At 57.0% G+C, this 13,784-nt stretch carries 12 protein-coding genes; 10 read left to right on the top strand and 2 right to left on the bottom strand.

Annotated elements, in window-relative coordinates; translation table 11 throughout:
* Positions 1-310: 310 nt before the first annotated feature.
* Entirely contained in the window at positions 311-2,089 is a 1,779-nt protein-coding gene (locus V6N04_RS04700) for a beta-N-acetylhexosaminidase (protein WP_371168975.1), read from the bottom strand.
* A 1-nt stretch (position 2,090) separates the two neighbouring features.
* Positions 2,091-2,840: a GntR family transcriptional regulator gene (locus V6N04_RS04695; protein WP_371168974.1), complete on the bottom strand. Its 750-nt coding sequence runs from the start codon at positions 2,838-2,840 to the stop codon at positions 2,091-2,093.
* A gap of 229 nt (positions 2,841-3,069) precedes the next feature.
* Between V6N04_RS04695 and V6N04_RS04690 the strand changes: the two genes are divergently transcribed.
* The 10 genes from V6N04_RS04690 to nagA all read left to right on the top strand — a co-directional run bounded on the left by V6N04_RS04690 (position 3,070) and on the right by nagA (position 13,736).
* Complete coding sequence (locus V6N04_RS04690; protein ID WP_371168973.1) at positions 3,070-4,002, top strand: carbohydrate ABC transporter permease; 933 nt, start codon at positions 3,070-3,072, stop codon at positions 4,000-4,002.
* 1 nt (position 4,003) lies between these two features.
* Complete coding sequence (locus tag V6N04_RS04685; RefSeq protein WP_371168972.1) at positions 4,004-4,846, top strand: carbohydrate ABC transporter permease; 843 nt, start codon at positions 4,004-4,006, stop codon at positions 4,844-4,846.
* A 23-nt stretch (positions 4,847-4,869) separates the two neighbouring features.
* On the top strand, positions 4,870-6,072 hold the full coding sequence (locus V6N04_RS04680) for an ABC transporter substrate-binding protein (RefSeq protein ID WP_371168971.1): 1,203 nt from the start codon (positions 4,870-4,872) through the stop codon (positions 6,070-6,072).
* 90 nt (positions 6,073-6,162) lie between these two features.
* Positions 6,163-7,263 carry an ABC transporter ATP-binding protein gene (locus V6N04_RS04675; protein ID WP_371168970.1) on the top strand — a complete coding sequence of 367 codons (1,101 nt, stop codon included), beginning with the start codon at positions 6,163-6,165 and terminating at the stop codon, positions 7,261-7,263.
* A complete protein-coding gene (locus V6N04_RS04670; protein WP_371168969.1) occupies positions 7,260-8,396 on the top strand; it encodes a Gfo/Idh/MocA family protein in 1,137 nt (378 codons plus the stop codon). The genes V6N04_RS04675 and V6N04_RS04670 overlap by 4 nt, the downstream gene beginning before the upstream one ends.
* Positions 8,393-9,397, top strand: a complete 1,005-nt coding sequence (locus V6N04_RS04665; protein ID WP_371168968.1) for an SIS domain-containing protein — start codon at positions 8,393-8,395, stop codon at positions 9,395-9,397. The genes V6N04_RS04670 and V6N04_RS04665 overlap by 4 nt, the downstream gene beginning before the upstream one ends.
* Complete coding sequence (locus tag V6N04_RS04660) at positions 9,394-10,458, top strand: SIS domain-containing protein (protein ID WP_371168967.1); 1,065 nt, start codon at positions 9,394-9,396, stop codon at positions 10,456-10,458. The genes V6N04_RS04665 and V6N04_RS04660 overlap by 4 nt, the downstream gene beginning before the upstream one ends.
* Positions 10,455-11,366, top strand: a complete 912-nt coding sequence (locus V6N04_RS04655; protein ID WP_371168966.1) for an ROK family protein — start codon at positions 10,455-10,457, stop codon at positions 11,364-11,366. Before V6N04_RS04660 ends, V6N04_RS04655 begins: the two co-directional genes overlap by 4 nt.
* Complete coding sequence (locus V6N04_RS04650; protein ID WP_371168965.1) at positions 11,359-12,600, top strand: class II D-tagatose-bisphosphate aldolase non-catalytic subunit; 1,242 nt, start codon at positions 11,359-11,361, stop codon at positions 12,598-12,600. Before V6N04_RS04655 ends, V6N04_RS04650 begins: the two co-directional genes overlap by 8 nt.
* The gene (gene nagA / locus V6N04_RS04645) at positions 12,597-13,736 is read left to right on the top strand and encodes an N-acetylglucosamine-6-phosphate deacetylase (RefSeq protein ID WP_371168964.1); all 1,140 of its coding nucleotides are present in this window, start codon (positions 12,597-12,599) and stop codon (positions 13,734-13,736) included. Before V6N04_RS04650 ends, nagA begins: the two co-directional genes overlap by 4 nt.
* Positions 13,737-13,784: the final 48 nt, after the last annotated feature.

Below are 13,784 nucleotides of genomic sequence, written 5' to 3'. Positions count from 1 at the left end.
GCTGCGCGGGGATTGGGCCTTTTCTGATACGTATTTTGGGATTGTTTGATGTCATGCACGCAAAACGACTCTCACAAATGTTCATGTTATGTTCTACATTAATGCAAGCGCTTCTGGCAAGAGATTCGCGACACAGCGATCCCAGTATCTTTGGGTAATGCCGATGCTGGCCAGGGTTGACGAGACGAGAGAGAGGCGGCGTGCCGCCGCGTCCTGACACCCATTCAATGTGAAATCGCGCAGTGTCAGAGCCCCCGCTACAAGGGGCTCAAGACTTCTCAGACGTCATGGTCTCAAGCGGGAAGCCTATCTACTCCGACGCCTCCACCGGCCAAATATCCTGATAACACACCGCCAAACGTGACAAATCATTCGCGGCCATATCCGCGTTTTGCCACGCTTTGACGGCCACCCCCAACATACGCGGCATCAGCATGGGCCAGAGCTGGCTGTCATGGGTGGTGAACTCGGACCAGAAGGTGCTTTGGATGCCGATGATGCGATCTGACAGGGTGGGGTCGGGGACGGGGTTCCAATCAATCGTGTCAGCCAACCCGACCGCAGCGGCCCAGCCTGCACCCCAGTCGTCCACATCGTCGGTATGGGCCATGTCCAGATACACATGCTGGGCGGGCGACATCACGACATCATAGCCTGCGCGCGCGGCGTCAAGTCCGGGGCCTTGGCCGGTCCAGCTGAACAAGATCGCGCCGTTGCCGATGCCTCCGTTCGACCCTTTGGCGGCTTCCTCCCAAGCGGCAGGGCGTTGGCCGTTTTCGACCACCTTTGCGGCCAGCCGGGACATCATCCAACCTTGCAGGTCGTCCGTGGTTTCAAGCTTTTCATCCGCCATCAATTCGCGCGCTTTGGGAGAACCGAGCCACGTATCTGCGGGCAGTTCATCGCAGCCCAAATGCAGATGTCCAAAAGGGAAAAGATCGCCCACTTCCTTGGCGATACCTTCCAGCACCTCCCATGTTTTTGGCATGGCTGGGTTGAGCGCATTGCCGCGATAGCCCTGAACGGATCGCTCCGCGCCATTATCGGCGGGATCGCGCGTGTCCGGATAGACATGCGTGATGGCGATGGCGTGGGCAGGGGCCTCGATTTCCGGCAAGACCTCGATGTTCAGGGCGGCGGCATGGGCGATGATCTGGCGGGCGGTGTCTTTTGAATAGCTGCCGCCTGACACCAGTGATCCAGTGAACAGTCCGGGTAGAAGCTGGCCCACACCACACTTTTCGGTTTTCTGCCAAAGTTCGGGGAAACTGTCGATTTGCAGACGGAATGCCTCGTCGTCGGCGAAATGCCAATGAAAGCGGTTCATTTTCAACAGCGCCATCAGGTCCAGCAGTTCCAGAATGGTCTGCGGTTGGTAGTAATGGCGTGCCGTATCCAGATGTTGTCCGCGCCACGAGAAACGGGGCGCGTCCTCGATAATGCCACAAGGGACGGGGCCGTGCCGCATCAGGGTCAACAGCGTGACGCCTGCGTAGAAACGCCCACCATAAGAACTTGCGGAAATTTGGATGCCATTGGGCGTGATTTCAAGCCGATAGGCATCGTCGGCCATCTCAGCAGGTTTGATAGTGACTGGAAATGTACCAGAAAATGCCCATCCGCGCCGTTTGGCCAGATCAGAGACAGCGGCAAGGGCATCATCTTTGCAATCTACACCCGAGATTTCGACCACCGTACCTGTCATCGCATGATTGCTGGGCTGCGGGACAAGCGCGAGCCCGTCGACTGGACCGAGATCTGGCAATACTTGGGGGACGCAACCTCCGGCATCGAAGGGCAAGGGCACGGCGTCTCCATCAACCTTCAGATAGGGGCCGATGGGCAGCCATGCGCGGTTCTTGGCGCTGTGCCCGTGCGTGTATTCGATCGTTACGTTATGAGGCGCGCCAGCAGTCAGATCAGGCAAGGCCACCTCGGTGAAGCTGCCTAGCCCTCCTACAGGAATGCCGCCGGCTGTGACGGTCATCGGGCCAATCCCTGAAAAGCAGAGGATCGGGGCTGTCAGGTCCCGATCCGGTGTCAGTGTTGCGATGATTTTACCGTGTTCGATACGGCACGTATACTGCATGTCAGTCTAACCTCAATTCAGAGACAAAGTCATATATATCAGAGCGGTAGAGCCCGCTCGTAAACTCGATTGGGCGACCTGTTGCCAAGTAACCCGTGCGTTCGATTTTCAAAACGGCGGCCCCGTCTGACAAATGAAACATCTCGGCCTCGGATGCGTTTAGATTTGCTGCAGTCACCCTTTGAATGGCGCGGGTCGGGGCCTGGCCGGATTTGCGCAACAATGCGTAAAGAGAGACGTCGACCTTCTCTGGGTTGGGCAGGATGTCGGCCGGAAGCGAAGACCGTTCCAGCGCCATAGGCGTGCCGCTTGCGCTTCTCAGACGGGTGATGCGCGCCACATGATCGTTTGAGGACAGGCCAAGTGTCAGCATCTCATCGCTGGTTGGGCGAAACAGGCCCGACGACAAGGTTTCGCTGGTCGATGTCATGCCGCGCGCTTGCATGTTCTCTGTGAAGGACACCAGCGAGGAGAGTGACTGCTCCAATTTTGGCGCAGCGGAACGTACAAACGAGCCAGCCCCTTGCCGTTGTTCGATCAAGCCGTCGCTGACCAATTCAGCGATGGCATTGCGAACAGTGACACGACTGACTTGGGCCGCATCAGCGATGTCACGCTCGGGCGGCAATTGGTCGTCGGGGGCAAGCACATCAGTGTGGATTGCCGACCGAATATGGCGGTGCAATTGCAGGTAACGCGGTCCGCGGCCGGGGCGAAACCATTCGCTTGGATCAAGCCATCCTGTGTTCATTTGCGTGCAACTTTCCGTGAATTTGGTATCTAAAAGTAATACCAAAGAAAACCAAATTGCAATCTCTCATTGAGGTTAGTGAGTTGGATAATCCCATAACTGTTTGAAAATTAACAATAGAATTAATGCTGTTGAAATTTGGTATTGCAATGGTAGTATTTTATATGCGTATTTGGTATCAAATGGTATGTGCCACGATTCGTCCGGCGCATCACAGGGGGGAACTATCTTGGTAGACGTAACGCAGGTTATGGATCCGATGGCCGAAAGTGGCTCTCGTAAAACCATGTCAGAAGCACTTTTTGCCTGGTTGTTGATGGGGCCGGCGATGTTGTTCATCGCGGTGATCGTCGCGTGGCCGCTGGCTGAGACGGTCCGTCTGTCCTTCATGGAAGCCGGTCTTGGTGGCGAAAAGTATATCGGCTTGGCCAATTACCAAGAGCTTGTCGACAGTCGGAAGTTTCACCAAACCATCGTACGCACCTTCTATTGGATGTTTTTGTCAGTCAGCTTGAAGCTTGTGCTGGGGCTGATTGGCGCGACGCTGCTGAACGCGGCCATCCCGGGCCGGGCGCTGTTTCGCGTTTTGGTGATGCCGCCTTGGGTCATCCCGATTGCGATCGGCTGTATTGGGTGGCTATGGCTTTATAACGGTTACTTCGGTGTGCTGTCCGGCACGATGATGAAATTGGGCATTACCGACGCGCCGTTCGAGTTTCTTGCACAGAAACAATCTGCCTTTTATTCGGCCATTGTTACCGACGTGTGGGTCGGTGTACCCATGGTGACGCTGTTCTTCCTTGCTGCGATGCAAGGCGTCAGCCGCGATTTGTACGAGGCCGCCTGGGTCGACGGGGCAGGGCGCTGGTATCGTTTCCGCCGCATCACGATTCCGCAGATTATGCCGGTCATCATCTCGATGTCGCTTCTGTCTGCGATCTTCACCTTCAACAGTTTCGAGATCATCTGGATCCTGACCGAAGGCGGGCCGCGTGGCGCCACCACCACCTTGATCGTCGACACCTATAAAACCGCAATCAGCAACTACAAATTCGGCGAAGGGTCGGCCCGTGCGGTGATCATCGTTGTGCTGCTTGGACTGTTCTCGCTGGCCTACCTGTTCTTCCTGAACAAGGTGAACAAGAAATACGGAGTGAAGTAAGATGATGGATCGCTATACCAAACTTCAGATGGTTGGCATCTATGCCTGTCTGGCTGTGTTCCTGACCTTCATCCTGTTGCCGTTTTTCGAGATGTTCATGGCGTCGCTACGCCCGCTGGAACACCTGTTCCGCAGCCCATATCAGTTCTGGTCCGATGACTTCTCGTTTCAGGCCTATAGCGACATGTGGGTCACTGTGCCTTTGCTGGGCCGCTATATCTTCAACTCGATCTATATCGCCTTCATGGTGACCGGCCTTACGATGATCTTCGTGGTGCCTGCGGCTTATGCCTATGCGCGGCTGGACTTTCCGTTCAAGAACGCCACGCTTGGCATCTTTCTGGGCGTCAACATGTTCACCGGCGCGGTGCTTTTGATCCCGCTTTACCGCGTGCTTCGCACGATGGGGCTTTTGAACACTTATTGGGCGATGATTGTCCCGGGCGTGGCGTTCCTGATCCCGACAGGCATCTGGCTTCTGCGCTCGTATCTGGAAAAAATCCCGCGCGAGCTGGAAGAGGCGGCCTTTGTTGATGGTGCCTCGCGTCTTTACACCCTGCGCCGCGTGGTTCTGCCCCTTGCAGTGCCGGGTCTGATCGTCGTCGGCGTCGCCGTGTTCATTGGCGCTTATGCACAACAATTCCTTTTCGCCATCACGTTCAACCAAAAACGTGAACTTCAACCCCTGCCAGCCGGTCTTTACGAATTCATCGGCTATCAGGACGTAACCTGGAACCAGATGATGGCCGCTGCATTGGTGGGTGTTTTGCCCGTCATGGTCATCTTCTTGTTCTTGCAAAAATACCTTGTCGCAGGCCTGACGGCTGGTGCGGTCAAGGAATGACTTCAACCAAGGGAGAGATAAAAATGAATGTAACCAAACTGTCATTGGCGGCGCTACTGCTGTCAGGATCAGCAATGAGCGCAAGTGCGGCCGAGGAACTGCATTTCATCATGTGCGGTGGCGAAGTACGTGAGGCCGACCAGAAGATCGTCGACCAGTTCGAAGCCGACCACGAAGGCGTGACCGTCAATCTGGAGGCTGTGCCGTGGGGCACATGTCAGGACAAGTCGCTGACACTGGCTGCTGCTGGTGACCCGCCCTCGATCGCTTACATGGGCTCGCGCACGTTGCGTCAGCTGGCCAACAACGATTTGATCGTTCCGGCGCAAATCTCCAGCGAAAACCCTTATCAAGAGGGCGTTCTGAACACTGTGTCCATCGAAGGCGAGACCTGGGGCTACCCCCATGCGTTCTCGACCAAAGCGCTTTATATCAACTGTGATCTGGTGGAAGCATCGGGTCAGGAATGCGTCGCGCCCAAAACATGGGACGAGATGTATGCCATGGCGAAAGGTGTAAAAGACAACACTGACGCGGCTGGCGTTGGTCTTGCCGGTAAAGACTTTGACAACACGATGCACCAGTTCCTGAACTACCTCTATTCAAATGGTGGCGTGGTGATTGATCCGGCGACCGGTGAAAACAAGCTCGACAGCAAGGAAACCCGCGAAACGCTGGAATTCTACGGTAAGCTTGTTGATGTGGCCCAAGAAGGTCCAACCGCTTGGGAACGTGATCAGCTGAAAGACCTGTTCAACGACGGCAAGATTGCCATGTATGTGCAAGGTCCTTGGGGCTATGGTCAGCACAACGAAGACATCAACCAGATGGTGGCACCCGTGCCCGCAGGTCCTTCGGGCGAAAGCGGCACAATCTTGATCACCGATAGTATCGTTGTCTTCAAAGGGTCTGGCCATGAAGAGCTGGCGCAGGAACTGGCGCAGCGCATCACTTCGGGCGACAGCCAGTATGATCTGGACAGCAGCTGGGGTCTGACACCGATCCTTGATTACTCGGCGCTGGGTAAATCGGATCTGTACTATGAAGATGGCATTTGGCCAAACTTCACAGCGACAATTTCAACAGGTGGCCCAGAGCCGCTGGTCGAGAACTTCAAGTCGCTGCAACCGGTATTCACCAACATGGTTCAGGGCATCATTCTAGAGGATGACACCGTGGACAACTTGGTGACGCAAGCCGGTCAGGAACTGAACGACGCGCTTTGATCGTTAGCGATCAAGACTAAACAGTCCGGGCTGGACACAGTTTGGCCCGGACATGACTTCTCAGACATTTAATCACGGGATGGCAACGTCATGGCTACACTTGATCTTCAAGCGATCAGCAAATCCTTCGGCTCGGCCAAAGTGCTGCACGACATCAGCCTAGCAATCGAAGACAAAGAGTTTGTTGTCTTTGTCGGCCCATCAGGTTGCGGAAAATCTACGCTGCTTCGCATCATTGCAGGGCTGGAAGAAACCACCTCTGGCAAGATCATCATCGGTGGCGAGGACGTCAGTAATGCCCATCCGGTGGATCGCGGTATCTCGATGGTGTTTCAGTCTTATGCGCTCTATCCACATCTCAGCGTGTATGAAAACATTGCATTCCCTTTGCGGGTCCAGAAAATGGATGCCGCCGCGTTGGATAAAAGCGTCAAGAAGGCCGCGGAAATCCTTCAACTTACGGATAAATTACAACTGAAGCCCGGGCAGCTTTCTGGCGGACAACGCCAACGTGTTGCTATTGGTCGCTCGATTGTACGAAACCCGAAAGTTTTCCTATTCGACGAACCTTTGTCAAACCTCGACGCCGCGCTGCGTGGAGATATGCGCGTGGAGCTGAGCCAGCTTCACCGCGATTTGGATGCAACCATGGTTTACGTCACTCACGATCAGGTTGAGGCGATGACAATGGCCGACCGCATCGTCGTCCTGAACGCGGGTCGGGTCGAGCAATTCGGCTCTCCGATGGAGCTATACCACCACCCAGCCACCAAGTTTGTGGCCTCGTTCATTGGCCAACCTAATATGAACTTGATACCGGCGACAGTTGCTGGCGTTGACGCCAAAGGCGTGTCGGTTGAATTGGATGGCGGGCACAGAATGGCACTGCCGGTCGATGCAAGCTCGGTCCGAAAGGGCGACAAAGTTGAGGTCGGTATCCGGCCCGAGCATGTCGATATGGGCGACAGCGGACTGGATATTTCGGTCAATGTGTTGGAACGGCTGGGTGGCGTGTCGATCACCTATGGCACCGTTGGTAATGGAACACGCTTCTGTGCCTCACTACCGGGTGATGCCCCCATTGAAGAGGGTCGCAACCTGACATTGGCGGTGGCCCCTGAGAACTGTCACGTCTTTGATGCCAATGGCGACGTGTTGCGCCGTCAGTCCGCTCCGGAGATGGTTGCATGAGAGTTGTAACAGCGGGCATCGGCCACCGTGCTGGGAACGTGCTTTCAATCCTGAAAGAAGCCATGCCCGAGGTCGAATTTGTCGGGTATTACGATCCTCAGCCTTCGCGGCTAGATATGATCGGAGAAGAGACGCCGCGTTTCGATGATATTGCCGAGATGTTGGGCCAAGCGAAGCCGGATCTGTTTTTCGTGGGTTCTCCGAATTCGTATCACCTTGAGCATATCAAGCTCGGGTTAGAAGCAGGCGTGCGCATTTTTACCGAAAAACCGGTGGTCACGACGCGCGAAGACACATTTGAACTGGCGCGCCTACTGGCCGAACATGGCACCGACAAGGTGATGGTAGGACTGGTCCTCCGCTATTCTCAGCACATGGTCGATCTACGCGCTGTTTTGGACCAGCTGGGTCCAATTGCATCGCTCGAAGCGAATGAACATATCGCGCCCTATCACGGTTCGTTCTTTATGCGCGACTGGCGACGGAAAACGGCGCTTTCGGGTGGCTTTATGCTGGAAAAATGCTGCCACGATATTGATATTTACAACATGGTAACCCACTCACGGCCCACGCAGGTTGCAAGCTTCGGGGGGAGCCGGTCGTTCCTGCCCGAGTTTGCGCCGAAAACCAATGCAGAAACAGAGATTTCCCAGCGCAAAGCCAGCGTTTGGGAAAGCACCTCGGACCCGTATCGGTCGGATGGTGACATCATCGATTTTCAAACGGCGATCCTGCAATATGAAAGCGGGGCGTCAATGTCCTTTCACACCAATTTGAATGTGCCGGATGAACACCGCCGGTTCTGTGTGATAGGTGCGTTGGGGATGGCCGAAGGTGACTTTGTGCGCGGTTATCTGAAAGCGACCCTTCGGGATGGAACGGTTATTGCGGATCACGACTACTCAAACATGGATCAGAAATTTGCGTCGGCGCATTACGGGGCCGATCATATGATGGTCGCCGATATTGCCGCGTTCCTGCGCGGTGATACAGACAGTTTACCTGTGGGCGTGGTTGATGCGCTCGAGGCCGGATTGGCGGCCATCGCATTGGACGAGGCACGAACAACAAACAGCGTGGTCGATCTGCGCGAAACTTGGGAAGAATTCGACAGCTATGGACTGCGCGCATGAGCATTGAGACGAAGCCACATGGACAACTGATGGCCCGCGAAAGCGCCGAGGCGATGGATGTGTTCTGCCACGCAGCAAGCCAATCGGTTGATGCCGGTGCTCTGTCAGGGGTCCGCGCTATTTACACAATCGCACGGGGGTCATCCGACGCGGCCGCGAACATCCTGTCCTACGAGTTGATGCGCGAACTATCGGTGCCCGTTACCTCGCTGCCTCCATCGGTCTTTTCGTTGGGCGGCGGGGTTGCGATGGATGGGGCAGGTGCGTTGGTGATCAGCCAATCCGGTGCCAGCGACGACCTTGTGCGCGCGGCGAAAGGTGCGCGTGCCAGTGGTGCCTGTGTCATGGCGATTACCAACCAACCTGACAGCCCAGTTGAAAACGCGTCGCAAGTCACGGTGGCGATCGGGGCAGGGCCTGAATTGGCGGTCCCCGCTACCAAGACGGTGATCGGTTCGGTCGCTGCTGGTATGGCGTTTTTGGGTGGGCTGGTGCCTGACTATCAAGCGCGTGCGAAGGCGTCCGTTGATGCTTTGAAATCGGTCAACACCAACCATCCGCGTGCTAAGGCGGTTCAGGCTGCCCTTCTCAGGGCGCGGAACGTCTATGTGATCGGGCGGGACACCGGATACGGTGCGGCGCATGAGGTTGCGCTGAAGCTTAAAGAATGCTGCGCAATCCATGCCGAAGCATATTCGTCTTCCGAAGTACTGCATGGACCTTTGCAACTCGCCACCAATCCGCTGATGGTGTTGATCCTTGATACCGGGGCGGACCACATTCAGGACAGCCTGAACCAAGCCGAGGCGCGGTTCAAAGGCGTTGGCTGCGATGTGCATCGTATCTCTCCTACGGATATAGGTGCGTCTGGTCTTACGCCGGCCGCCTCTGCCGCTGCGCTTTTGGCCGTGATGTACCCCATCATTCTAAACACCGCGCTCGCGCTTGGACTTGATCCCGACGCGCCGGAAACTCTGTCGAAAGTGACACAAACCACATGACCAGCACGCTGAAAGAATGGGCCACATGGCAGGAAATTCACCGCCAGCCAGAGATTTGGGCTGCATGGGGAAAAGCCCTTGATGTTGAGGGATTGCGCGCATGGATCAGTGGTCTGGACCATGACGAGGTCTGGTTTTGTGGCGCCGGCACCAGCGCCTATATCGGCGACATAGTTACAGCCGGTGTGACCGGAATGCAGCCCAGATTGCGATCGGTGGCAAGCACCGATTTGGTGGCCGCCCCGAAATCATTCTTGAACGGTGTGAAACCTTTGGTCGTTAGCTTCGGGCGGTCCGGCAACAGCACCGAAAGCATCGGCACGCTGGACGCACTGGACGTGCTGGCACCCAATGCGCCACGACTTCACATCACCTGCAATAAAGACGGCGCACTGGCGACTCGCAGCTCAAAAGGGCCCATGAAAGCCATCGTGCTGCCTGATGCCACCCATGATGCAGGCTTCGCCATGACCAGCAGCTTTTCGACGATGCTTCTGACAGCGCTGGCATTGTTTGATGCGCCCTGCAAAGTTCCCGCCCGATTGTCTGCGATGGCCGGTCAGATGGCGGCGCTGCTTCCGCATCTGGAAGACGCAGCGCGACCAGAACGCGCGGTCTATGTGGGCTCGGGCCCTCTGGCCTACGCGGCGCGCGAAGCGGCTTTGAAGGTTATGGAGCTGTCTGCCGGGCAAATCCCGGCCCTATGGGACAGCACGTTGGGTTTTCGCCATGGTCCGAAATCTTTCGTGACAGATGGTACGGCCATCACTGTCTTCACCAGCCCTGATGCGCCTACCAAAGATTATGACGGCGACCTTGTGGCCGAGCTTCGCCAACAATTCCCAAAGGCAAAGGTCACGGCGATTGGGCCGGGTGGGGATATCGACATTGCGATGCCATTTGGGCCGACATGGGCGGCTCCGCTTTGTGTGGCCGTCGCGCAAGTCACAGGTGTCATTTGGGCCGATCAGCTTGGCCTGAACGTGGATGATCCCTTCACTGGACAAGGTACGCTCAGCCGCGTTGTGTCGGGCGTTGTGCTCTATCCGGTGGCTTCATGAGCGCCGCTGGCATAGATCTGGGCGGCACGAAGATCGAAGTGCAACTCTTTGACAATGATTGGAAAATCATTGCGAGGAACCGTGTACCTACGCCTAATGACTATGACCAGCTTGTACGCGCCATTGCAGATCAAATCCGCTGGGCAGATGACAAGGCGGGTGGTTCTGTACCCATCGGCGTGGGCGCCGCAGGTCTTTTGCATCCCGAGACCGGCCTCGCACTTACGGCCAATCTTGTGGCCTCTGGCAGACCCCTGAAAAAAGACATCGAAGACGCAATTTCGCGCCCCATCACTTATGTAAACGACTGCCGCGCCTTGGCTTTGTCCGAAGCGATATTTGGCGTTGGCCAAGGGCTGCGCACGGTTGTCGCGCTGATCTTGGGCACGGGCATTGGCGGCGGGATTGCTGTTGACGGGACGATCTTACAGGGGCCAACCGTGACCGGGGGGGAGTTTGGCCATACCGCCGCGCCCGCGCACCTCGTCCAAAAATACAATTTGCCCGTCGTGACCTGCGGTTGCGGACGCCAAGGCTGTGTTGAGACCTATGTTGCAGGCCCCGGCATGGTTCGGTTGGCCAAGGCGTTGACAGGAAAGGACGTTACACCACCCGAGATTGCCGCGCGCAAATCCGGCGACATGGCGCAGGTCTGGGCGGTTTGGTGTGAATTTGCGGCGGAACTTCTGCACAACCTCACCCTGACTGTGGACCCGGATGTAATCATCCTTGGTGGAGGTTTGAGCCAGATCGACGGGATCGTTGATGATCTGACGAACGCCGCTGCGAATGCGCAGATCGGAGATTACGGCACGGCCAAGCTCATACTCGCCGAAGGGGGCGACACAAGCGGCGGTCGCGGTGCGGCCTATGCGGCTTGGCAGGCGCAGGGGGAAGATCATGTCTGATCCACTTCGCGATATTGTAACCCGAAACCGGGCAGGGGCGCGGGCGGCGATCCCGTCTGTCTGCTCAGCGCAGCCGGACGTGCTGCGAGCCTCTCTTCTGCGGGCCGAAGCACTGGACCGCAGTGTTGTGATCGAGGCGACAAGCAATCAGGTCAACCAGGACGGTGGGTATACGGGCATCACCCCGGCGGGCTTCATCGACTATGTACATGGCATAGCTGACCAAGCGCGTGTTGACCGAGACCGGATCATCTTTGGCGGTGACCATCTTGGACCACAGGCGTGGCGATCTATGCCCGCAGATGCGGCGATGGAAAAAGCGCGGGTGTTGGTGAACGACTATGTCTCCGCAGGTTTTCGCAAAATCCACTTGGATTGTTCGGAAGGCTGCGTCGGCGAGCCTGCCCAGCTGGGCGACGCCCTTACCGCGTCTCGTTCCGCCGATCTGGCACAGGTCTGTGTCGAGGCGTGTGACGGCAACACCGATGGGCTGTTGTTCGTTGTTGGAACAGAAGTCCCGCCGCCCGGCGGTGCCCGTGCGGACGAGGAGGACGATATCCCCCCAACCGATCCAGCGGCGGCAAAGGCGACGCTTGCCGCCCATGGGGACAGCTTTGGTTCAATGGCATCCATGATTGGCGGTCTGGTGGTCCAGCCGGGGGTCGAATTTAGCCCCACGGATGTGCACCATATGCCTCTGGATCGTGACCCCCACCTGCTGGATGCGCTCGAGGGTTGGCCGGGCGTTTGCCTTGAGGCACACTCGACCGATTATCAATATCCAGAAGTATTCGCGCGTTTGGCCGAGCTTGGATTTGCCTTTCAAAAAGTCGGCCCGGCCCTGACCTTCGCCTATCGCGAGGCGCTTTACGCGTTGGACAAGATCAGCCCGATGCCCGGTGCGCTTGAGGGGGTGATGGAGCAGGTGATGTCTGCCGATCCAAAATATTGGACCGGTCACTATCACGGGGACGAAGCCGCTTTGCGCCACCAACGCCACTTTGGGCTTGCAGATCGTATTCGCTATTACTGGCCAAACCCGGCGGCGCTGGCCGCTGTTGCCGCGCTGCGGGACGCGTTCAACGGACCCATCCCTGATCGGATTGCACAAACCGTGTTCAGCGAAGCCGTGCTGACGCGCGCCGAAACGCTAGGCGGTGATCCCGTTCAAAGGTTGATTGATGCGCAGATACAACTTGCGCTTGACCCATATTTCTTTGAAGAGGCGGCATGATGGACCAATGGGTATCTCCTGACCGCTTGTTCGACGGACGCGATGTGTTGACCGGCAAGGCCTTGCGCCTTGTTGACGGTCGCGTCGTCGATATGGATGAGACACCAGCAGAGGCCATTCGCGTGCGCGGAATGATCTCGCCCGGCTACGTTGATTTGCAAGTCAATGGCGGCGGTGGGGCGCAGTTGAACGACAGGCCGACAGTTGCGGCGATGGACACCATCTCGGCAGCGCACCGCCAGTTTGGCACAGTGGCGTTGTTGCCAACCGTGATCACCGACGCACCCGACGTGCTGGAAGCCGCCGCAGAGGCTGCGATTGGCGCAAAGGGCCGGGAAGGGGTCGCCGGTCTTCATATTGAAGGACCACATATATCGTTGGCTCGACGTGGAACGCACGCGCCGGGTCACGTGCGCCCGTTTGAAGCCCGCACGCTCGACACTGTTGCGCGACTGCGAAAAGCGGGTGTTGCCGTGATGATCACCCTTGCCCCGGAAGCGGCAACGATGGACGATATCTCGGCCCTAGCAGGGCTTGGGGCGATCGTCTCGCTTGGCCACACCGACGCGGATGCTGGACTTATGCGGCAGGCGATTGAAGCGGGCGCGACATGTGCCACGCATTTGTTCAACGCCATGTCCCCGATGGTGGGTCGCGCACCGGGGGCCGTGGGCACAATCATCAATTCCGATTGTTATTCAGGCATCATTTGTGACGGGCATCATGTCGCAGACGAAATGGTCGGCATGGCCATTCGCGCACGCCCAGTCCCAGACCGAATGTTCCTTGTATCCGACGCCATGGCCACGGTTGGGGGCCCAGATCATTTCGAACTTTACGGCAAGACCATCACCTTGCAGAACGGTCGTCTGGTCAACGCCGAGGGCAGCTTGGCTGGTGCGCATGTCACCCAGGCTGAGGGGGTGAAGCGTCTGGTGGATCACACTGGTACGAGCTTGACGACGGCGTTGCGGATGGCGACATCAATCCCTGCGACGTGTATCAGGCGACCAGAGCTTGGGAAGTTGGCCGGGCGCCCCATAACAGATCTGATCGTATTGAATGATGACTTGACGGTGCGTGGGGATCTCGCATCTGTCGTCGACTTTACATTAGATGAGATGACCGCAGGATAGCCTACGGTCTACGATACTCAGAAGTGCGAGTGGATCGGTAACACCGCT

This window comes from Aliiroseovarius conchicola (assembly GCF_041403445.1).
GTDB classification, from domain to species: domain Bacteria; phylum Pseudomonadota; class Alphaproteobacteria; order Rhodobacterales; family Rhodobacteraceae; genus Aliiroseovarius; species Aliiroseovarius conchicola.
The sequence above is the reverse complement of the archived record's forward strand: the minus strand, read 5'-3'. Positions and strand labels throughout refer to the sequence as shown.

Excerpts from the sequence above, each read along its gene's own strand:
- V6N04_RS04700 (WP_371168975.1), bottom strand. The coding sequence starts at position 2,089 with ATGCAGTATACGTGCCGTATCGAACACGGTAAAATCATCGCAACACTG.
- V6N04_RS04695 (WP_371168974.1), bottom strand. The coding sequence starts at position 2,840 with ATGAACACAGGATGGCTTGATCCAAGCGAATGGTTTCGCCCCGGCCGC.
- V6N04_RS04685 (WP_371168972.1), top strand. The coding sequence starts at position 4,004 with ATGATGGATCGCTATACCAAACTTCAGATGGTTGGCATCTATGCCTGT.
- V6N04_RS04680 (WP_371168971.1), top strand. The coding sequence starts at position 4,870 with ATGAATGTAACCAAACTGTCATTGGCGGCGCTACTGCTGTCAGGATCA.
- V6N04_RS04675 (WP_371168970.1), top strand. The coding sequence starts at position 6,163 with ATGGCTACACTTGATCTTCAAGCGATCAGCAAATCCTTCGGCTCGGCC.
- V6N04_RS04670 (WP_371168969.1), top strand. The coding sequence starts at position 7,260 with ATGAGAGTTGTAACAGCGGGCATCGGCCACCGTGCTGGGAACGTGCTT.
- V6N04_RS04665 (WP_371168968.1), top strand. The coding sequence starts at position 8,393 with ATGAGCATTGAGACGAAGCCACATGGACAACTGATGGCCCGCGAAAGC.
- V6N04_RS04660 (WP_371168967.1), top strand. The coding sequence starts at position 9,394 with ATGACCAGCACGCTGAAAGAATGGGCCACATGGCAGGAAATTCACCGC.
- V6N04_RS04655 (WP_371168966.1), top strand. The coding sequence starts at position 10,455 with ATGAGCGCCGCTGGCATAGATCTGGGCGGCACGAAGATCGAAGTGCAA.
- V6N04_RS04650 (WP_371168965.1), top strand. The coding sequence starts at position 11,359 with ATGTCTGATCCACTTCGCGATATTGTAACCCGAAACCGGGCAGGGGCG.
- nagA (WP_371168964.1), top strand. The coding sequence starts at position 12,597 with ATGATGGACCAATGGGTATCTCCTGACCGCTTGTTCGACGGACGCGAT.